The organism is Dellaglioa algida (assembly GCF_030127605.1).
Classification (GTDB): domain Bacteria; phylum Bacillota; class Bacilli; order Lactobacillales; family Lactobacillaceae; genus Dellaglioa; species Dellaglioa algida.
This window is the reverse complement of record NZ_JANXLE010000001.1, coordinates 350,270-369,293: the sequence shown is the minus strand read 5'-3', so window position 1 is coordinate 369,293 and position 19,024 is coordinate 350,270. Positions and strand designations below refer to the sequence as shown.

General features: G+C 37.6%; 17 protein-coding genes. 4 read left to right on the top strand and 13 right to left on the bottom strand.

Annotation, left to right across the window (positions count from 1 at the left end; genetic code table 11):
* Nucleotides 1-136: 136 nt before the first annotated feature.
* Nucleotides 137-2,755: a hypothetical protein gene (locus tag N0K73_RS01655; RefSeq protein ID WP_284068597.1), complete on the top strand. Its 2,619-nt coding sequence runs from the start codon at nucleotides 137-139 to the stop codon at nucleotides 2,753-2,755.
* Nucleotides 2,756-2,819: 64 nt separating this feature from the next.
* Here the strand turns inward: N0K73_RS01655 and N0K73_RS01650 are convergent, their stop codons facing one another.
* The 3 genes from N0K73_RS01650 to N0K73_RS01640 all read right to left on the bottom strand — a co-directional run bounded on the left by N0K73_RS01650 (nucleotide 2,820) and on the right by N0K73_RS01640 (nucleotide 4,543).
* Complete coding sequence (locus N0K73_RS01650) at nucleotides 2,820-3,107, bottom strand: DUF3324 domain-containing protein (protein WP_112249582.1); 288 nt, start codon at nucleotides 3,105-3,107, stop codon at nucleotides 2,820-2,822.
* A gap of 3 nt (nucleotides 3,108-3,110) precedes the next feature.
* Entirely contained in the window at nucleotides 3,111-3,881 is a 771-nt protein-coding gene (locus tag N0K73_RS01645; RefSeq protein ID WP_112249580.1) for a DUF916 domain-containing protein, read from the bottom strand.
* 71 nt (nucleotides 3,882-3,952) lie between these two features.
* The gene (locus N0K73_RS01640) at nucleotides 3,953-4,543 is read right to left on the bottom strand and encodes a WxL domain-containing protein (protein ID WP_181647312.1); all 591 of its coding nucleotides are present in this window, start codon (nucleotides 4,541-4,543) and stop codon (nucleotides 3,953-3,955) included.
* A gap of 129 nt (nucleotides 4,544-4,672) precedes the next feature.
* Between N0K73_RS01640 and N0K73_RS01635 the strand changes: the two genes are divergently transcribed.
* On the top strand, nucleotides 4,673-7,261 hold the full coding sequence (locus N0K73_RS01635; RefSeq protein ID WP_112249576.1) for a hypothetical protein: 2,589 nt from the start codon (nucleotides 4,673-4,675) through the stop codon (nucleotides 7,259-7,261).
* 69 nt (nucleotides 7,262-7,330) lie between these two features.
* On the opposite strand, the gene N0K73_RS01630 is transcribed toward N0K73_RS01635, so the two are convergent.
* The 6 genes from N0K73_RS01630 to N0K73_RS01605 all read right to left on the bottom strand — a co-directional run bounded on the left by N0K73_RS01630 (nucleotide 7,331) and on the right by N0K73_RS01605 (nucleotide 13,964).
* Nucleotides 7,331-7,966 carry an SDR family oxidoreductase gene (locus N0K73_RS01630; protein WP_057974099.1) on the bottom strand — a complete coding sequence of 212 codons (636 nt, stop codon included), beginning with the start codon at nucleotides 7,964-7,966 and terminating at the stop codon, nucleotides 7,331-7,333.
* A 129-nt stretch (nucleotides 7,967-8,095) separates the two neighbouring features.
* Entirely contained in the window at nucleotides 8,096-9,124 is a 1,029-nt protein-coding gene (locus tag N0K73_RS01625) for a galactose-1-epimerase (protein WP_112249574.1), read from the bottom strand.
* Between the two features lie 136 nt (nucleotides 9,125-9,260).
* Nucleotides 9,261-10,220 carry an ABC transporter permease gene (locus tag N0K73_RS01620; RefSeq protein ID WP_112249572.1) on the bottom strand — a complete coding sequence of 320 codons (960 nt, stop codon included), beginning with the start codon at nucleotides 10,218-10,220 and terminating at the stop codon, nucleotides 9,261-9,263.
* Nucleotides 10,220-11,281, bottom strand: a complete 1,062-nt coding sequence (locus N0K73_RS01615) for an ABC transporter permease (protein ID WP_057974102.1) — start codon at nucleotides 11,279-11,281, stop codon at nucleotides 10,220-10,222. The genes N0K73_RS01620 and N0K73_RS01615 overlap by 1 nt, the downstream gene beginning before the upstream one ends.
* 20 nt (nucleotides 11,282-11,301) lie before the next feature.
* Nucleotides 11,302-12,837, bottom strand: a complete 1,536-nt coding sequence (locus tag N0K73_RS01610) for an ABC transporter ATP-binding protein (RefSeq protein WP_181647316.1) — start codon at nucleotides 12,835-12,837, stop codon at nucleotides 11,302-11,304.
* Nucleotides 12,838-12,926: 89 nt separating this feature from the next.
* Nucleotides 12,927-13,964, bottom strand: a complete 1,038-nt coding sequence (locus tag N0K73_RS01605; protein WP_112249570.1) for a BMP family lipoprotein — start codon at nucleotides 13,962-13,964, stop codon at nucleotides 12,927-12,929.
* Between the two features lie 216 nt (nucleotides 13,965-14,180).
* Here N0K73_RS01605 and N0K73_RS01600 point away from each other — a divergent pair, with 216 nt between their 5' ends.
* Together N0K73_RS01600 and N0K73_RS01595 are read left to right on the top strand one after the other, a co-directional pair.
* The gene (locus tag N0K73_RS01600; protein ID WP_112249568.1) at nucleotides 14,181-15,152 is read left to right on the top strand and encodes a nucleoside hydrolase; all 972 of its coding nucleotides are present in this window, start codon (nucleotides 14,181-14,183) and stop codon (nucleotides 15,150-15,152) included.
* Nucleotides 15,149-15,625 carry a nucleoside 2-deoxyribosyltransferase gene (locus N0K73_RS01595; RefSeq protein WP_057974106.1) on the top strand — a complete coding sequence of 159 codons (477 nt, stop codon included), beginning with the start codon at nucleotides 15,149-15,151 and terminating at the stop codon, nucleotides 15,623-15,625. The genes N0K73_RS01600 and N0K73_RS01595 overlap by 4 nt, the downstream gene beginning before the upstream one ends.
* A 201-nt stretch (nucleotides 15,626-15,826) precedes the next feature.
* Here N0K73_RS01595 and N0K73_RS01590 read toward each other — a convergent pair whose 3' ends face one another.
* The 4 genes from N0K73_RS01590 to N0K73_RS01575 form a co-directional block, all read right to left on the bottom strand.
* Nucleotides 15,827-16,444, bottom strand: coding sequence for a flavin reductase family protein (locus tag N0K73_RS01590; RefSeq protein WP_112249566.1), 618 nt, complete (start codon nucleotides 16,442-16,444; stop codon nucleotides 15,827-15,829).
* 7 nt (nucleotides 16,445-16,451) lie between these two features.
* Nucleotides 16,452-17,084 (bottom strand): alpha/beta hydrolase, encoded by a 633-nt coding sequence (locus tag N0K73_RS01585; protein ID WP_112249564.1) that lies wholly within the window; start codon nucleotides 17,082-17,084, stop codon nucleotides 16,452-16,454.
* Between the two features lie 2 nt (nucleotides 17,085-17,086).
* The gene (locus N0K73_RS01580; protein WP_057974109.1) at nucleotides 17,087-18,049 is read right to left on the bottom strand and encodes a ring-cleaving dioxygenase; all 963 of its coding nucleotides are present in this window, start codon (nucleotides 18,047-18,049) and stop codon (nucleotides 17,087-17,089) included.
* A 138-nt stretch (nucleotides 18,050-18,187) separates the two neighbouring features.
* On the bottom strand, nucleotides 18,188-19,009 hold the full coding sequence (locus N0K73_RS01575) for a LysR substrate-binding domain-containing protein (RefSeq protein ID WP_112249562.1): 822 nt from the start codon (nucleotides 19,007-19,009) through the stop codon (nucleotides 18,188-18,190).
* Nucleotides 19,010-19,024 lie beyond the last annotated feature (15 nt).

The window sequence follows — 19,024 nt, the reverse complement described above, 5'->3', positions numbered from 1 at the left end:
GCAATCATAAATATGCCATATTGCCCTCTTTTATAGTGTTGGTTCCATAATAGACCTACACATCTTTTGTCCGCAAGTCTATAATGAATATATAATCAATTGATTAAGTTTTGATTATTTAGAAAGGGGTTTCATCTTGCTTAAAAACAATTACACTAAATTACCCATCATCCATAAATCGATTATCATTTTTTGTTTTGGCTTACTCTTTTTACTATTGCCGGTTTATAATACTCAGGCCGCTACAGCATATGCGCCACCTAAGGGTTATCCGATGGGCGCTGCCACAGATACTACCGGTTTTGCCGGAGGTCAAATTACGTTTGATTCAAATCAAGTGCATTCCTTACAGGGACAGTTTTTTGCAAAAACATTTACTTCTTCTGGTACATCTGGAGGAGATCCTATATCATTCTTACAAAACTATGTCCATGATCCGTCGGCGGGATTAACTGATACCGATTTCGACAAGGTTAGCCCCCCTATGATATCAGAGAATATCTCAGGAATCGATATGATTAGATGGTATGCCAATAAAAATAGTTTTGTTTTTTCAAAGACCAATAATAAAGAAAAGAATCTATCATATTACCTCGAAACGTCACCTTCAGATGCTGACATTGTCAAGGCAATTACTTGGAATGATCTTTCGCCAACAAGTCCCGAGTATGTTGCTGCTATTAAGTTATTTAATTCAAAAAAAGATAAAACTAGCTCACTCGCCGGTTTCCCAAACATGAAAAATAACGGTATCACGTCGTTCAATGATGCCACTCAAAACGTCATCGATGTTAGTGATTATTATGCTAACTTCACGTCAACTAATTATTCAAACTCAAAGGCAAAGGGTGACACCACCAAGTATAATGATGCGATTAAGAATGTCGATTTAAATACAAATAAAATCGTTAACACTAAGAATACTAGTGATAGTCAACATGCCATTCAGCTAACTATCGATATGAATACCCAGTCAAAAGATCAAGGCGTCGTTTTTGCTGACATCGATGGTAATGTTCCTCATTTTGAAGATGCTACTGCCATTTCAATTAATTTAGTTAACTTTAATGTTAAAACGATGAAAATGCCTTTCGTTATGCTAAACTACAAACATTTTTCAAATAACTCATCTGGTATTAGTTTTAATTTTGATAATGGGGCTTGGATGACCTGTAATGCCTACCCACCCGCATCTGACGGGACTTCTATAAATTATAAGTTAGATGGTAACAGCAAAGGGACCCTGTTCACCGGTCAAAATAGTAACGGCTCGGATAAACCTGCATCTGATCTTTTAACGCAGAGTCTAACACCTATTGATCCAACGGGTAAAAAAACTGGAAAAGTAAAATCTGTTTTCAATACGTCTTCACATATTGTTAATAACTTTAATACTGAAAACGGTAAGATTTTCATTGGGAGCAAGGATCATCCCTTATATGGATCAGTATTAGCTCCTAGTGCCGACGTCGATATTGACGCCAACCAGGGAATTATGTTTGGAGGCATCACTACCGGTCAAAATATCATCGGTAATCTAAACGTTCCCAGTGATATGGCCTATCAAAGCATTTTTAACGCGTCTGATGATTTCGGGGATGACTCTATTCAAGATTTTTTAAAGAATCCTGATTCGGTTAACTCAACTCATCCCACGATTAAATCTATTTCATTACCCGGCTATACGTCCATCGATACCGGTTCTGGTACAACCCATTATATTCCACAGGTTGAACCTTACGATTTCCACTTCTCATTAAATAATATAACTGCCGAACTACCAGAGCATACCGTTCAAACATCTAAAAAGTCATTTGATACGACGATTAATGTGGATACAAAATCCACACCGGCTAAAACTGAAAAATATTATTTATGGTATAGTTTCAACAATGGCCCTTGGGAAAAATATGTACAAGATGGGACGACTGAACTTACCAGCTCTAAGCTAGGAATCACCGGGAACGTCGCGGACAAGCTTGCGAAAACATACAGTACGAAACATAGTAAATACAAATATGATGAAGTGGCCTACACAAACAGCACTACCTATGATAAGGCAAGTGATCCCAATCAAGTAATTGGGTATCACCTGTTTCATAAAAATAGAATTTTGTATTTAGTCACATCAACGACCGATACAGATACGCACTCTAAGTACAATGATAAAACAATTAATGAACTATTGGGCGGCGCGTCCGGAACAATCCTTTCTGCCTCAGATCTCGCAGAAATAAATCCTGATTACACCCCTATCTCATATAACCTGCATGTCATTGGGGATTTACTAGTCTCTTATCCAAAAATATTTAACTTTGGTAATTTCACGGCGGGCACATCGGGAACAACGCCTAAGTTAACTGCAACTGGATTATTAACCGTTGATAATCCTTTTGGTCTTAAATGGGACTTAGCAGTTGGCACCAAAGATACCGATAATCCAAAAAATCCATTCTTTATACCGGATCAACTTGGTTGGTTTGAAAAACGTCAAACCAGTCCGCTCGGCAATTCAACCATTACTTACGGAAATGCCTCAAATTTAACAACTATTAAATCTAAAGATATGATTTTTGATTTAAATTCGTCTATTTTTGGATCTGACACGACGTCAATTATTAACAATAATTACTACTCAGCTCAAATAGCCCTGAATCTTCAAACAAATAAAATTACCCATCCTGGTAATTTTAAGGATAATGTCACATGGTCAATTACATCTCCAAAAATCCCAGTGGATCCATCTCAAGAATAACTATCCGTTCCACAAAAAAAGCCGTCTAAAATGAGTAAATTCATTTAGACGGCTTTTTAAATTCTTATTTATTTTCTAATGCTTTTTCTTCTTCTTTATCTTTTTTCCTTCTTTTCAAAATAATGAAAAGTAAGAATAAGACCAATAGAATTAATAACGCGATAATACCAATAATCAACCATAACAACCAGGTTGCATGAGGTTTAGCTTCGTTATTATCCGATTTAATGCTTTTAACATTAGCGGCGGTAATCGTGAATGGATTTGTTGCTTCCCATGATTTATTATTTCCTGTTACTACATAATGAACATTATATTTACCGGCAGATAGATTAGCTTTCGTTAAATCCAAAGCTTAATCAAACTCGGCATTAGGCGCAAAAGTAACTGGCGTCATTGTTTTACTATATAACACTTTAGTACTACCTTGTGCCATAATTGTTGCTTTAACGGTCGCTGGACCGATTACAATTGGCTCAACATTTTGAATCTTAGTTTGCAGCGAGACTTTCTTTAAATCGTTAAGCGCTACTTTAGTAGAACCAATGGTTATTTTTGGTCCGGGATTCTCATCCGTGTTAGATTCTCTAATCACTGCTTGGATAACATACGCAAACCGATTAGTAATCGCAATCCCTTTGCTCTCGCTTTTTTCTTTGATGACTTTTTCCTGAACATTAAATCCACCCAATACAATACCAGAGAAAGATGTTGCCGGCATTTTTACGTTAAACGTCACTTTAACTGTCTTTTTAGGTCCAACAACAACTTCTTGTTTACCCGATATCAAGTCCGAGAACTGATATTGCTCCGTTGGCGTTTTTTTGACTGACGTTTTATCGTACACAATTATCCCATTGGTATTTGTATAAGAATCATTGGGTGTGACATCAATCGTCTTAGTATCATTTTCTGAATTTTTAATTTCTAACGCTAACGTCTGAGTTGCGTTAGGTTTCACCTTGATATCAAATTGTGCTGCTTCACGATATTGATTCTCAGGGGTTACTTTAGAGACCGTAAATCCTGCACTTTCTGCCTTAGCGTAAACTTTGTTAGTCGTCACAGAAACAATCGTCACTGTCATTACGGCCAGAAAGCTCAATAATAATTTTCTTAATTTCATTATTTTGTTTCTCCTTAAAAAAAAAGACTGCCTTAGGGCGGTCTTCTCTTTATTGAATTTTATATTATGGTTTAGTTAAATGATGCTCCAGAAGCATTACCTTGAGTGGCTGTCCAGGTTAAGTCAGCCTGAGCATCCTTAACTGCCTTAGTAGTTTTACCAAGGTTTAATGTTGCACTTTTTTCAGCGTAAGTTATCATCGTATCGCCAGCACCAGACTTCACGGCACTTGCTATATTAGATGCCGCTCCACCCGCCGTTAAAACAGCTGCTGTTGACGTTATTTCATTTTTTGTGTTATCAACTGTGGCATTAATTCCGCCCGTTTTAAGGTTTAATGATGTAACGTTAGCATTGCTAAATGCAGCCAACTGCCCTGTCACATGCCAACCGGCGTCTGTACCCGTGAAATCGGATATTTTTAAAGTTTGATCAGCATCTTTAGAATCAATAGCTGCACCAGTTTCAACTAGTGCATTATCCATTGTTTTTTCAAAACTAAATGATGGTGCACCTGTTAAATTGAGGGTACCCGCTTTAATATTCAAGGTAGCTGTACCCTTACCAACGGATGCTGTAGCATCATCAGCTGAAACATTTGTGCTAACAGCTGCTGTTGCGCCTAATACTAACGCTGCGATTAAAAATAAATTCTTTTTCATAATATAAAATCCTCCCAGATTGTTATTTATTGAGTTGGTCAACGTATAAATTTGGGGACGTTGACCTTTAACTAATAATACCATATAATTTACATAAGATTCAATAGCACAATCCGCGGGGGGTTAACTATGTTAAAGTCTAGATATGCCAGCAGTAATAGCGTTTACATGACTATTGCAAGTGTTTTTTTTAGTTTAATTTTCTTTTTTATATTTTTCGAAAGCATACAAGCTAGTCCTAAATCAGGTGGTGCCTATGAGACACCTGATCAATATCCATTGGGTGTGGCAACGGGCGTTAACAGTGTTGCCGGTGGTTCCATTACATTTAATGCCGATCAAGTTAAATCGTTACAAGGTCAGTACTTTGCAAAAGATTTTAAATCTACCGGCTATGGTGAAGCTGTTATTCAGAATTATTCGGCTAAAAACTTAAGTGATTCTGACACTGATACCTTCGATAAAATGAACCCTTCAATGGTTTCTGATACCGTTTCAGGTGGTCTGCTGCGCATGTACTCAAATGCGCAGAGTTTTCATTATTCAAAAACAAAAAATCTATCTTTTTTTATTGAACATCCACCAACAGATGCTGATTTGCTAAAATCATTAGGTTCTTGGGATACCGCTGGTATCGCTCGTTTCCATGAAGTCGAGGACAAAACTGACACATTAGCTAATTTTCCCGCGATGAAAAAAAATAGTATCACTTCATTTGACGATATTTCTAAAAATCTTCGTAACGTTAGTGATTACTATGCCGATTTTACATCAACAACTGTTGCAAAAGATACGCATGAAGTCAGTGGTAAAAATGCCCTGTATAATGACGCAATCAATTCAGTAGCTATCAACACGGATCATACGATTACTAATTCAAACAATAATGGTGGTTCAGGCGTCATTCAAATTAACATTGATATGAATAAGAAAACAACAAAGCAAGGGGTCGTTGTTGTAGATATTAACGGTGATCTTAACCAGTTCCAAGCGGCTAAAGAGCTCTCCGTTAACTTATTGAATTTCACTTCAGGTACAACTAAAATGCCTTATATTATTCTAAATTATAAAAATTTTACTTCGTTCAACTTTACAAATGAAGCTTGGATGCGCGTTGCCGGCTATGCGCCTTTAAGCGGTGATGCAACATACATCACGGATGATTCTGACAGTCATATTTTTAAAGGTCAAAATACAACTGGTACGAATGCTAAAGGCGTCAATCTTTTAACCAAGGATACAACCATAAAAGTTGGTTCTAAAACAATTAAGACACTGTTTAATACGTCTTCTCATTTGCTCCATAATTTCAATACAGAGAATACGACCTTATCGTTTGGTACCAATACAAGTCAGAACTTTGTAGGTTCTGTTTTAGCGCCAAATGCTGATATCGCCATTGATGCTACCCAGTCAGGAAGTGGTAGTCCGCTTACCGGTAACCTCATGTCGGGACAAGATATTACTGGTAATATGTCAGTTGACGATGAAGTTGCTAGTGATGCCGGGTTTAATACTGACGATTTTGATGTCGCTAATACCAAAGATGATCCGGCCGGTTTCTTGAAAGATAGTGATACGAATACCTCTAAACCGACAATTTTATCGGCAACGGTTTCTGGTAATAACGCCTTTATTCCGGGATCAACTAAGACATTGAACGCATCAATCAATAATACGTCGGCGACTGTTAAACAAGATAATGCCAATCTTGGTGCTGACGCTTCAACTATTCAAACGTCAGAAAAAACGTACACGACGACTTTAAATGTGAATCCAAATGACACTTCTTACTATTTATGGTATCGGTTAAACGACGGTAAGTGGCAAAAATATGCTAAAAATTACAAGGATTCTAGCTCACTTACAGAAGCCAATCAAACCTTCACAAGTGGTGAAAATACGATTGATTTTAATTCAGGAAATGCAATTACCGCTTTAGAAAATCAATATCAAGATAAGAAACATCAGTACGATCGTACAGCTTACTCCGACAAGAAAACTTATGCTATGGATTCTAATACATCAGCCGGTGGTAGTGATCAGATCGATGAAGGCTACCAATTAATCGGTTACCATCTCTACCATAAAAATAAAATTTCTTATCTGGTTACGGCTACAAATGATGATTCAATTAATAAAATTTTAGGGTCATCAAATCCAACTATCTCGGATGCGGATTTAACCGAAAAAGATACAGATTATACACCTATTTCTTATATTTTAAACGTAACTGGGAATTTGTTAGTCACTTACCCTAAAAACTTTGATTTCGGTACCTATAAGTTAGGTGAAAACAAAAAAACATTGTCCGCTTCCGGAACCCTGGCTATCGATAACCCATTCAAAGTCAATTGGGACTTAAGTGTTAATACCAATGATTCGTCGATTAATGACACCCTGAACCCACTCTTCAAAAAGGATCGTTTGTCATGGTATAAACAAGTTCAGACGAGTAAAGACGGCGAAACACTTACCTTCGAACAAAAACCGGCAACTTCAAACAAAATTGATTTTAGTAATTCTAATAAAACAATCTTTGATTTACCATCGTCAAGTCTTGGCGACTCATCAAATTCTGTTATTAACAAATCGCATTACTATGCTCAACTAACATTAGATTTTGCCACTTCAATTTTTGATACCGTGGGTACCTATAATTATGATTCACTTTGGGCCATTTCTCCAACCAACAATAGCGGTATTGTTATTGAGTAAATAAATTTAAAAGGGTCATAAGGCTAGATTTTATCTAGCTTTATGACCCTTTTTTTGCAATGTAATCTATTAACTATTTTTTACGGCGCTCTCGATATCTGTCTCGCCGTCATGCATGGTAATTACTTTACCAATCGTATTATCATTTGCCACAATTGAAACCAAAACGTCCGCAACATTTCCAAGTGAATTATCGCTTGCCTGGCCATCATTTAACGTTACTTTACCTGTGCTAGATTCCTTTGTCAGAGCACCAGGTTGAAGAATCGTGTAGTCCAACTGTGTATTTTTCATTAACCAGTTGTCCGCATAAAATTTAGCCGTCATATAATTTCTAATTGATGAAGATGCCACTTTTTCTCGGTCTAATGAGTAGATGGTGCTTAGCATTATAAAACGTTTTACATGAGCCGTTTCCGCTGCTTCCATCGTTTTAACCGCGCCATCCAAGTCAATCTTCATTAAATCTTTACCGCCCGAACCGGCAACGAATAAAACAACATCAACAGCTTGCATATTCTTAACTAACTTATCCACGCTATCCAATAAATCAACGTAGACATAAGTAATGTTATCCCGATCTAAATTATCCGTATGCCTTGAACCCGCCAATACCTGATAACCTTTTTCAGACAATTTGTTCGTCACTTTTTGGCCAATTCGACCATTTGATCCAATGACTAATACTCTTTTTTGTTCTGCCATTATTCAGACACCCCTTTTATTCTCTTTATTTAAAGTCTACCTCTTTACTAAGCGAAATGGTACGACTTACACTTATAAATTCATATAAAAAAGCAACCATTTTACGATGGCTGCTCTACTTATTAATGATTAATTTAATTTGAATTCTGTTACTGTTTTATATGTGTCACCCGCGCGTAAGACGATGTCGCCAAATTCTGGGAATCGTTCAGAACCAGGTGCTGCTTGTGTTTCAAAAGTAATTGCTGCATGATTTGCAAGCTTTTTACCATGCATTATTGGTGTATCATCACCAAAGTTTGCTGTGAACATAACCAAGCTAGTTGCATCTGTTGAAACTGAAACTGAAACTTCTTTATCTGCACTGACTAACTTAGCAGATTCTTTACCAACCATGGGATTGTTCAGGAAGAAGGGATGATCAATTCCATTAACTTGATTCTTCTGTGCAAAATCACTGCTGAAAACTTCACGTAGCGTCTTAGCTTGACGGAAATCATAAGGCGTTCCGTCAACAGCCATTTTTTCACCAGTTGGGATCGAATTTGGTTGGAGAGGTGCAAAATAATCGCTATCCACTTGTAAGGAATTATCATCAATTGTTTCTGTTACATCCCCCATCACGTTAAAGTACACGTGGTTTGTTGGATTGTACAAGGTATCCTTATCCGTTTTGGCAGTTGTTTCAAGGTGCCAAATATTGTCATTATTAAACGTATAAGTAACGTCAATTGACATGTTTCCTGGGAAACCATGTTCGCCTTCTGGGCTGTCTAAATGAAAAATAACTGATGATTCATTTTGGCCTTCGACGATTTTATAAGCCCATTTTTTTGTATCAAACCCGGGAGTGCCACCATGCAAAGTATTTGTGCCTTCATTAATTTGAACTTGGTAACTCTGATCATCAATGTTGAATTTACCATCTTTAATCCGACCGGCAACACGACCAATTGAAGCACCAATAAAACTGTCTTTTTGTAAGTATTCACTTGCTGAATCAAATCCAAGTACGATCTCACGTTTTCCAGTGCTAACTGGTACTTTTAAACTAACAATTCGTGCCCCTAAATCTGTAAGTGCTAATTCAAACCCATTATCATTCGTAATCGTAATCAGACTATAGTCGTTTCCAAAATCTTTCGTTGTAATTTGCATGTCTATTCCCCTCCGGTGACTGTTTTTATTTATTCTTGTTAATCTTAGTCTATTTTAATCATTTATTCAAGAAAGCGTTTACTTTAATTATAAAAAAATAATTACTCATTCTAAATCGAGTAACCATTTTAACTATCTATTTAGATTTAACATACGTTTCACCGTCAGCAGCCGGCGCATAAAATTTCCCGATAAACAGTGCCAGAACGACAATTGTGATTAAGTACGGTGCCATTTGAAACCATACATCATCAATTTTTGAAATAACTGGGATATAAGCGCCGATAATTGCTAAACTTTGAGAAATCCCAAAGAAGATAGCAGCTGCAACCACTTTTAGCGGGTGCCATTTACCGAATATCATCGCTGCCAGTGCCATAAATCCTTGGCCCGCAATCGTTGATACACTAAAGTTCAGTGAGATTGATTGTGACATAATGCCACCACCAATTCCGCCCAAAAAACCTGAAATTAAAACGCCCGAATATCGCATCAAGTATACGTTAATACCCAACGTATCCGCAGCCTGAGGGTTTTCGCCAACAGATCTCAGTCTGAGACCAAACTTTGTCTTAGTTAATATCCACCAACTAATGAATCCAATCAAAATACCAAGATAAGCCAGCAATGACGTTCTCGTAAAAAATATCTCCCCAACCACAGGAATTTTAGACAGGATGGGGAACGTAAATGTTGATAAACTCTGGTCAAGTACAGGTGTTTGCCCCTTACCATCGTAGAATATTTTCGTCAAAAAGACACAAAGTGCTGGAGCCAACATATTTAACACAGTTCCACTAACAATGTGGTCCGCACGAAAATTGACCGTTGCCAATGCATGTAAAACTGAAAAAAGAAGTCCAAATCCACCAGCAACTAACAATCCAATCCAAGGTGTCACAGCACCTAAAGCTGGTCCATAAGTTAGATTAAATACTGCGCCGGAAAAGGCACCAACAATCATAATTCCTTCTAATCCGACGTTGACGATCCCACCTCTTTCAGAAAAAGTACCACCAAGCGCCGTAAAAATTAACGGCGCTGAGTAGATTAAAGCTGTAGAAACCATTGTCATCAATATCGTTATGACTGACATTAGCCTTCCCCCTTCTTCTTCGACAATTTTTCTAGTCCTATTTTAATTACATAATTAATACCAACAAAGAAAATAATTGTCGCAATAACGATGTCGACAATTTCGGGTGGTGTCGTTGAAACAACCGAGATGCTTAATCCACCAATTTTTAATATTGAAAAAAGTAAACCAGAAAAAATAATTCCAATTGGATTTCCGCTAGCCAATAGTGAGACGGCCATTCCGTTGAACCCAATATCCGGTAAGGAAGTCATCACATAAATATTTTCGTAATTACCAAGCCCCTCTACCGCACCACCAAGCCCTGCTAAAGCTCCAGAAACAACCATAGCACTTATAATTACCTTTTTTACGTTCATTCCAGCGTAATTAGCCGCTTTATCGTTCAATCCGACCGCACGATATTCATAGCCCACTTTAGTCCGTTGAATTAAAAAATACACCACGATTACCATTATTAACGAAATTATAATTCCGTAATTAAAAGTTGAGTTCTGTGTAAGATGTTCTAAAAATGGTGTTCTCAAACGAGCGCCCTCCGGAATCGTTTTTGAAAAATCACTTTGGTCCTGCGCTAAGAAATTCTTAACCAGAAAACTACTTAGATACAACGCAATATAATTCAACATAATCGTAGTAATAACTTCACTTGTTCCAAGGTAAGCCTTTAAAACGCCGGCAATTCCGGCCCAGATCCCACCGGCAAGCGCACCGGCCATAATTGACCCCAATAACAATAACCAGTGAGGGAGACTACTAAAATTAAGCGCAAAACTAACAGACGCCATCCATCCCATTAATGCTTGACCGGCACCACCAATATTAAAAAAACCGGCGGTACTGGCAATTGAAAATCCAAGCGCAGTTAAGATTAACGGTGTTAATTCACGAAGTGTTTCGCCAATTGCATTAGCGTCGCCTAAGGCTCCGGTAAATAAACTCGCATAATTTAAAAATGGGTCATACCCAAAAATAGCCATGACAATTGCACCGACCACCAATCCAGCAAGGACGGAGGTCAACGGAACTAACACTTTAAATAGTTTTGAAGAATTTGGCATACTGTATTCCCTCCTATCCTTTAGTGAGTTGGTATGGGTTGACCAGCCATCATAAATCCTAGTTCTTGTTTTGTCACGTCCCCAGTTTTAACGATTCCCATAATCTTTCCCTGATGGATAACCGCGATACGGTCAGATAATCTTAACAATTCATCTAACTCAAAACTCACTAGCAAAATAGCTTTTTCATTTTCTCGTTGTTTTAAAATTTGTTTGTGAACATACTCAATTGCGCCTACATCCAACCCACGCGTAGGATTAGCCGCTATAAGTAAATCAGGATTGCGACTTATCTCCCGAGCAATAATCACTTTTTGCTGATTGCCTCCGGATAACGAACCAACTGGTTCCAAAATTGAATCAGCCCGAATATCAAAGTCTGACATCAATTTTTGACCATCACGATTTATTTTAGACTTATTTAACAGCCCTTTAGACTGGTTCTTTGACAGATAATAATCCTGCAGAATCAGGTTGTCTGAAACAGACATCGGTAAAATAAGGCCCACATTTTGACGATCTTCAGGAATATTGCTAACGCCGGATTGTGTCGTTTTACGTGGCTTAAATTTTGTGATATCTCTATCATTTAACATAATATTTCCACTAGAAACCTTACGTAAACCAGAAATTGCCTCCATTAATTCGGATTGTCCGTTGCCATCAACACCGGCAATACCTAAAATCTCGCCCGTTGCAATCTTAAAACTGACGTCATTAACTGAGGGCACTGCCTTACCGGATTGGACAACAAGATGTTTAAGTTCCAAAACTGTTCTCGTTTGATTTGTCGGTACTTTTTCAGCGGCAAAGCTAATCTGCCGACCAACCATCATTTCGGCCATCATATCTGTTGACGTTTCGGAAACTTTGACCGTCCCAATCACTTGACCGGCACGAACAACGATACAAGTATCCGCAATTTCTTTGATTTCACTCAGTTTATGAGTAATTAAAAAAATGGCTTTACCTTCTGAAGCGAGACGCTTAATAATAACCAGCAGACTATCAATTTCTTGCGGTGTCAGTGCCGCCGTTGGTTCATCAAATATCAGAATTTCTGCGTCTCGATACAAGGTCTTCATAATTTCAGTCCGCTGTTGCATACCAACTGAAATATCGGATACTTTTTTATCTAGATCTAGTTGTAAATGATACTTTTCGGCCAGATCGGTAATTGTTTTTCTTGTGCCCATACGATCAATCATGCCATATTTCGTTTTTTCATCACCTAAAATGATATTTTCAAGAACGGTAAAATCATCTATCAGCATAAAATGCTGATGCACCATGCCGATACCCTGTTGTGTCGCCTGACGTGGACTGGCCAAGCTGACGACTTTATTCTTAATTAATATCTCACCCGAAGATGGCTTCTTAAGGCCTGATAACAAGCTCATCAAGGTAGATTTACCCGCACCATTTTCACCTAGAAGGGCCACAATCTCACCTTTTTTTATGGTTAATGAAATATCATCATTCGCAACAAAGTTTCCAAAACGTTTGGTTATATGTTTCATTTCTACCATCGTCTCTGCCAAACTAATTCCACCCATCTTTCCATTTACAAAACGAAATCTGCAAAGCACCCTTAATGGCAACTCTCCAGATTTCTTGTTAGATTATCTAAATTCTAGTTATTCTATTAGTTGGCTTTAGCGCTAACTGAGATATCCCCGTTAATAATCTTTTCTTTATAAGCATTAACCTGTTTCTCAGCACTTTTCGACATATTATCGTTAACTAAAGATACCCCTTTGTCTTTAAGGTCATATTCAATTGTCTTTCCACCTGGGAAATTACCTTTAAGTGCTTTGTTTGATAAATCTTGAACAGCAATTCCAACTTCTTTAACAGCTGAAGCCAAAGTTACGTTCCCACCATTGTATTTACCGTCTGCTTTTTGGTCACGATCAACACCGATAACCCAGACTTTTTTACCGTCTTTAGCTAAACCCTTAGCCGAAGTGAAAACACCATTACCGGTTCCACCAGCAGCCTGGTAAATAACATCTTCTTGGTTGCTATACATTGCGTCTGCCAGTGACTTACCTAAATCGGCCTTAGAAAATGATCCGGCATATTTAACATCAACACTGATATTTTTATTAACTGCCTTAACACCCTGCGTGAACCCAGCTTGGAATCCTTCAACAATATCGCTCTTAACACCACCAATGAATCCAACTTTGTTTGTTTTGGTTGTTTCGGCTGCCGCAACACCGGCCAAGAATGATGATTGTTCAGCCTTAAACATAACTGATGCTACATTTTTTTGATTTGGAATAACAGAATCAACAATTACAAAGTTAACATCTGAATTTTGTTTAGACGCATCCGCAATATTCTTTTGAACCTGGTAGCCAATCCCTAAAACTGTTTTATATTTTGCTTTGATTAATTTATTAATGTTCGGTGTAAAGTCCGATGGCGATGTTGATTGCGCATAATCGTATCCACCAACACCTTTAGAGAATTTATTTTCTTTCCCCCATGCTTTCAAACCTTCCCACGCTGATTGATTAAATGATTTATCGTCAATACCACCGCCATCAGTTACCAATGCGACTGAATTCTTAGTTGTTTTACCCGCTGATGATTTTGCTTGAGAACCACAGCCTGCCAATGTTAAAACGAGTCCTAATGATAAAAGTGAGCCAAAGATAATTTTACGAGTTTTCATTTAAATACCCCTTTAAACTTTTTTTGTTGATTTCATCATATCACAATATATACGAATGTAAACATAAATATATTATTAATAGTTCGTATTTTTAAGATTATGGTTATTAATTTTAGATTCATAAATGCATATACGTTTAATAACCGAATTATACATTGATTTATCGTTTGACTATTAGTATACTTAAATTATTAATCACATAAGGGGGATTATCACTTGGATGTCTACTTTAATCATGACGGCGGCGTGGATGATTTAGTGTCATTATTATTGCTACTACAAATGGAGGACGTTAATCTAATTGGCGTGGGTGTGATTGGTGCCGATTCTTATGTAGAACCCGCTGTGAGTGCAAGTCAAAAAATCATTTCTAGGTTTGGTCATAAACGACATGAAGCACTGACCGTTAGCCAATCTGACAGTCGTGGGAAGAATCCTTTCCCCATTAAGTGGCGGATGGACGCTTTCTCTATTGATGCATTACCGATACTAAATGAATATTCAAATCAAATAAAAATATCCAATAATAACGCAGTTGATGATTTAATCAATAAATTATCGGCCGCTGATAATCCCGTTACCTTGTTATTTACAGGTCCGTTGACCGATCTAGCACGTGCCATTCAGAAAGTCCCAAGCATTACAGAACATATCGACCAGTTACTTTGGATGGGTGGTTCTTTTGGCGAGACAGGAAATGTTGATGAACCTAGTCATGATGGCTCAGCTGAATGGAATGTCTTTTGGGACCCTGAGGCATTTAAAACCGTTTTACACACAACATTTCCTATTCGCTTGGTCAGTTTAGAGAGTACCATTCAAGTCCCTTTAACATCAGAAGTCAGAACAAACTGGGCGCTCGATCGACAATATCCTGCAATAGATTTTATCGGACAAGGTTACGCACTTGTACCACCCTTAGTCCACCTGCCAAATAACTCAACCTACTATCTATGGGACGTTTTAACAACTTGCAGTTTAATTGATCCCAGTTTAGTTGACGTAACAACAATTAAAGCAGATGTTGTCACAACCGGTATGAGCCAGGGTAAAACGTTTATTACCTCTAATGGCCGTGATTTGTCACTTGTTAGTTCAGTTATAAATCCCGACCTTTTCTTTAAAACTATTACTAATCTAGCCAAATCAGCCCCAAACAAACCAGAAATTAAAGGAGTTCAACCATGACAAAAAAACGTGTTTATCTTGCCGGACCTTTCTTCAGCCCAGGCCAAAAAGAACGCTTAGATTTAGTAGCTAACCTTCTCAGTAAAAATCCAACCATTGATGCTGACTCAATCCACTTACCGGGAAATGTTCAATATCCCGATGCAGAATTTGGTACATTTGAATGGCAAACGGCCACTTTTCAAAATGATATCCGCCAAATTGATCAAGCCGATATTGTGGTTGCAGTCATTGATTACCAACTCGAAGAAAACAATAACGAAGCTGATTCTGGTACCGTTTGGGAATGTGGCTATGCCGCAGCAAACCGTAAACCAGTTATTCTCGTTCGTCAAAACAAGGGCATTCCTTTAAACCTAATGTTGGCCGGAAGCTATACGGCAATGTTCGATGGTTTAGAAGATATGCAAAATTTAACAACCTACGACTTTAAAATTTTACAAAATAAATATGTGAATCTATCAATTTTTTAGCACAATTGACAAAAGACACCTCAAAATTTTTGAGGTGTCTTTTTATTTAAATTTTTTCTATAATGCTACCCTTTCCTACTCTTTAACCATGAATACTACTCTTCCCTACTCTTTGACGTAAATTCGTAACATTTTTTGTTTCACGTGAAACAAAAAACCCCGAAGTCATATGACTTCGGGGTTCAAGTTTATCCAAATTAATTATTTTGGTCTAATCAGCTTGTACTTCTCACCTATATTCGCATACTCCGGTCCGGCAAGCCTCGCTACCGGATTAAGCTTTTTTGCATCAATATACATTTTATCCTGGTCCAAAATGTCATCCTCAATATGAAAATAAACGACTTCAAGAATAAACAAATCAGAAATAATCTCTCCATCATCCATGATAGGCACATGTTGGTTCAATACCACTTCAAAACGAGCCTTAACACCCGCAATGCCAGGTACAGAAACTAGGTTACTAGTTACCGTTTCTAATCCAAGTTCGGAAACTTCGCTCTCGTCTGATCCAAAACTTGCCGCACTTTGATTAACCAGTTCCATTAATTCTCGAGTTGGCAATTGAACAACAGCTTGTTTCGTTTTAACTATATTAGCGGCAGTATGCTTCATGACGCCATCTTTACGACGATTAATTGAAATCGACATCAATGGCAATTTATCTGAAACAACGCTGAAAAAACTAAACGGAGCTAAATTAATTAGCCCCGCCTCGTTTGCACTAGTAACCCATGCTATTGGTCTTGGAATCAACGTTCCAGACATCAATTTATACTGATTTTTTGTTGATAATTCGTTACTATTAAATGAAATCATTTAGTCTTTATTCCTCAATTTTTAGTCTATTTGTTGCGACTAACCACTGCTCAGCATCTCTTAACTCTGATTCTGAAATTTGATGTGATTGTTCAGCTTCAAAACTTGTAAAATCAATATCAGCTTGTTGACAGAAATTCTTCAACTCACCAAAGTTTGATTTTGAGACAATGGGATCCAAAAATCCATGGGATCCCCAAATTTTGATATCACTTAAATCAATATCTGTTTTAACATCAGACGATAATACCATCGGATGTAGTAACACGGCCGTTTTAAACTTAGCCTGACCAGTTAATAATGAATAATAAGCAACGTTAGCGCCATTCGAATAGCCTAACACAATTAATTGTGCCGGGTCAAACGCGTACTCTACCGCCAACTCATCAATTACCGTCATTAACCATCTTGTTTCCACGGCCAAACTGTCCAAATCAAATCCTCCATCTGGTAGATGGGCGAAATAACGTGTCAAATCATTCTCGACCAATCGCCCACGAATACCAATTTTAGGACTATCTGGTGCTAAAAAATCCGCAATTGATAGCAAGTCAGACTCTGTGCCACCTGTCCCATGTAACATCAGGACCGTAGCGTTGCCTGCCTTACCCGGCTTATAAGACGTGATCGCTTCTGTCATATTTACATCTTCTTATCTGAATTGAAATTAACCAAATGTGCTTCAATATCTGCACGTTGGTCTTCTAAAAATGGTGGTAATTCCAAATGAATACCTGCTTCTTCATACGTTTCATCTTGCAAGAATCCAGGACCATCTGTTGCGATTTCAAATAGCACACCTTCACCGGGACGGAAGTACTCTGATTTGAAGTAGAAACGATCTACGAAACCTGAATCACTAAGACCGGCACTTTGAATCCGTTCAATCCAGTACGCAAGTGATTCTTCGTCTTCAGTTCTAAAGGCAATATGATGAACTGTTCCGTAAGCTTGAATTTCATTTGGTAAAACGCGACTCTCTTCAATAATAACTTGAGCGCCGTGTCCACCTTCGTTCAATTCGTATAACGTGCGTTGGTCTTCAGTTGCAATTTTATCGAAGCCCATCAATTCCGTTAACACAATATCCATGCGTTCTGGGTAATCCACTGTAATAATAGTTGTTCCTAATCCACTAATTGCGAACATTTTAGGAATTGGGCTATATAAATAAGGTGTTCCGGCTTCTACGCCATGGTTACGTTCGTCTGAAATTAATTGATATTGTTCATGATCAAAATCGTAGAAATTCATTGTTCTGCTACCAAAGTTTGTTTGAATTTCATCATGTTCGATATCATTATCATGGAATCGTTCTGCCCAGAAATCTAAGGCATCATCACTAGGAACTCGGAATCCGATTCTTGAAATACCATTTTTTCCTTTTGTACCTTGGAATAAACCGGGAAAATCAAAGAATGTAATATCCGTTCCTGCTGATCCCATATCATCTGTAAAGTATAAATGATACGTTCTAACGTCATCTTGGTTAACTGTTTTTTTAATTAAATGTAAACCTAAAATTTCCGTCATAAAACGGAACATTTTTGGTGAACTCGAAGTAATGGCTGTAATATGGTGTAATCCTAATAATTTTGTATTCATAATTGATGCCCCCAATTTATTTGATGAATTTAAAATATCATACTTACTAAAAGTAAGCAAGTTATTTATCCTAATTTCATTATAATTGATGCAACGTTTTAATCATAACAAAAGCGCTTACAGTTTTAGATTAATTTTCTATTCTATAAATGAGCCTGCTAATTGTGTCACAAATGTTTGGATTTGTTTTGGCAACTCATCCCTTGAAACAAGATAAAATTCGCGTTGATATTGCTTTGATAATGTCTTGACCGGAATCTCCGGGTAATCGGTTAATGCTGTCTGCGACACGATAGACTGACCTATCCCTTGTCTGAGTAACTGAACAATTAACGAATTACTTTTAACCGTCATGAAGTGATCCAAGGTTAGATTATTTGCCTTTAGATAATTGATTGAATAATGATAGACGCCAGAGCCCTGCTCCCTTAGTAACCATGGTTCCGTTGCATCCCCTGCCCAAACTAATTGATCCGTTGTTAACGATTGACGTTTTATCTTTTTTTCCGTTAGCGGTTGTTCAATAAATCCAAAATCTAATTTATGTTGTTTTAATTGTTCCATAATCTGTGACGAATTAAGCACACTGACTTCCAATTCCAACGGTTTCATAAATTCTTTATTTTTACGTAATAAATCAGGCAGCAAATACGCCGCGGTCGTGTGTGAAGCCGCAATTTTACAAGAAATTTTCTGATCGCTATTTTGATGTTTTAGCGCAAACAAGTCTTGTTGCCATAAATCTAATAATTGCTGGGTTTGTTGATAAAGTAAGATGGCACTCTCAGTCGGCACAATCTGTTGTCGCCCGTTTCTTTCAAACAACATGACGCCTAGCGTCTCTTCGAGTTGCTTAATTTGAACTGAGATCGTGGGTTGAGACAGGAATAATAATTGTGCGCTGGTGGTAAAGTTTCTAGTTTCATAAACCGATTTAAAAATTTCTAAGTTTTTAAACATACCAATCACTTCCAT

What these genes read in the sequence shown, in the direction of transcription:
- N0K73_RS01640 (WP_181647312.1), bottom strand. Translation starts at nt 4,543, where the DNA reads ATGAAAAAGAATTTATTTTTAATCGCAGCGTTAGTATTAGGCGCAACA.
- N0K73_RS01590 (WP_112249566.1), bottom strand. Translation starts at nt 16,444, where the DNA reads ATGATTTCATTTAATAGTAACGAATTATCAACAAAAAATCAGTATAAA.
- N0K73_RS01585 (WP_112249564.1), bottom strand. Translation starts at nt 17,084, where the DNA reads ATGACAGAAGCGATCACGTCTTATAAGCCGGGTAAGGCAGGCAACGCT.
- N0K73_RS01595 (WP_057974106.1), top strand. Translation starts at nt 15,149, where the DNA reads ATGACAAAAAAACGTGTTTATCTTGCCGGACCTTTCTTCAGCCCAGGC.
- N0K73_RS01620 (WP_112249572.1), bottom strand. Translation starts at nt 10,220, where the DNA reads ATGTCAGTCATAACGATATTGATGACAATGGTTTCTACAGCTTTAATC.
- N0K73_RS01610 (WP_181647316.1), bottom strand. Translation starts at nt 12,837, where the DNA reads ATGGGTGGAATTAGTTTGGCAGAGACGATGGTAGAAATGAAACATATA.
- N0K73_RS01580 (WP_057974109.1), bottom strand. Translation starts at nt 18,049, where the DNA reads ATGAATACAAAATTATTAGGATTACACCATATTACAGCCATTACTTCG.
- N0K73_RS01645 (WP_112249580.1), bottom strand. Translation starts at nt 3,881, where the DNA reads ATGAAATTAAGAAAATTATTATTGAGCTTTCTGGCCGTAATGACAGTG.
- N0K73_RS01575 (WP_112249562.1), bottom strand. Translation starts at nt 19,009, where the DNA reads ATGTTTAAAAACTTAGAAATTTTTAAATCGGTTTATGAAACTAGAAAC.
- N0K73_RS01630 (WP_057974099.1), bottom strand. Translation starts at nt 7,966, where the DNA reads ATGGCAGAACAAAAAAGAGTATTAGTCATTGGATCAAATGGTCGAATT.
- N0K73_RS01625 (WP_112249574.1), bottom strand. Translation starts at nt 9,124, where the DNA reads ATGCAAATTACAACGAAAGATTTTGGAAACGACTATAGTCTGATTACG.
- N0K73_RS01605 (WP_112249570.1), bottom strand. Translation starts at nt 13,964, where the DNA reads ATGAAAACTCGTAAAATTATCTTTGGCTCACTTTTATCATTAGGACTC.
- N0K73_RS01635 (WP_112249576.1), top strand. Translation starts at nt 4,673, where the DNA reads ATGTTAAAGTCTAGATATGCCAGCAGTAATAGCGTTTACATGACTATT.
- N0K73_RS01615 (WP_057974102.1), bottom strand. Translation starts at nt 11,281, where the DNA reads ATGCCAAATTCTTCAAAACTATTTAAAGTGTTAGTTCCGTTGACCTCC.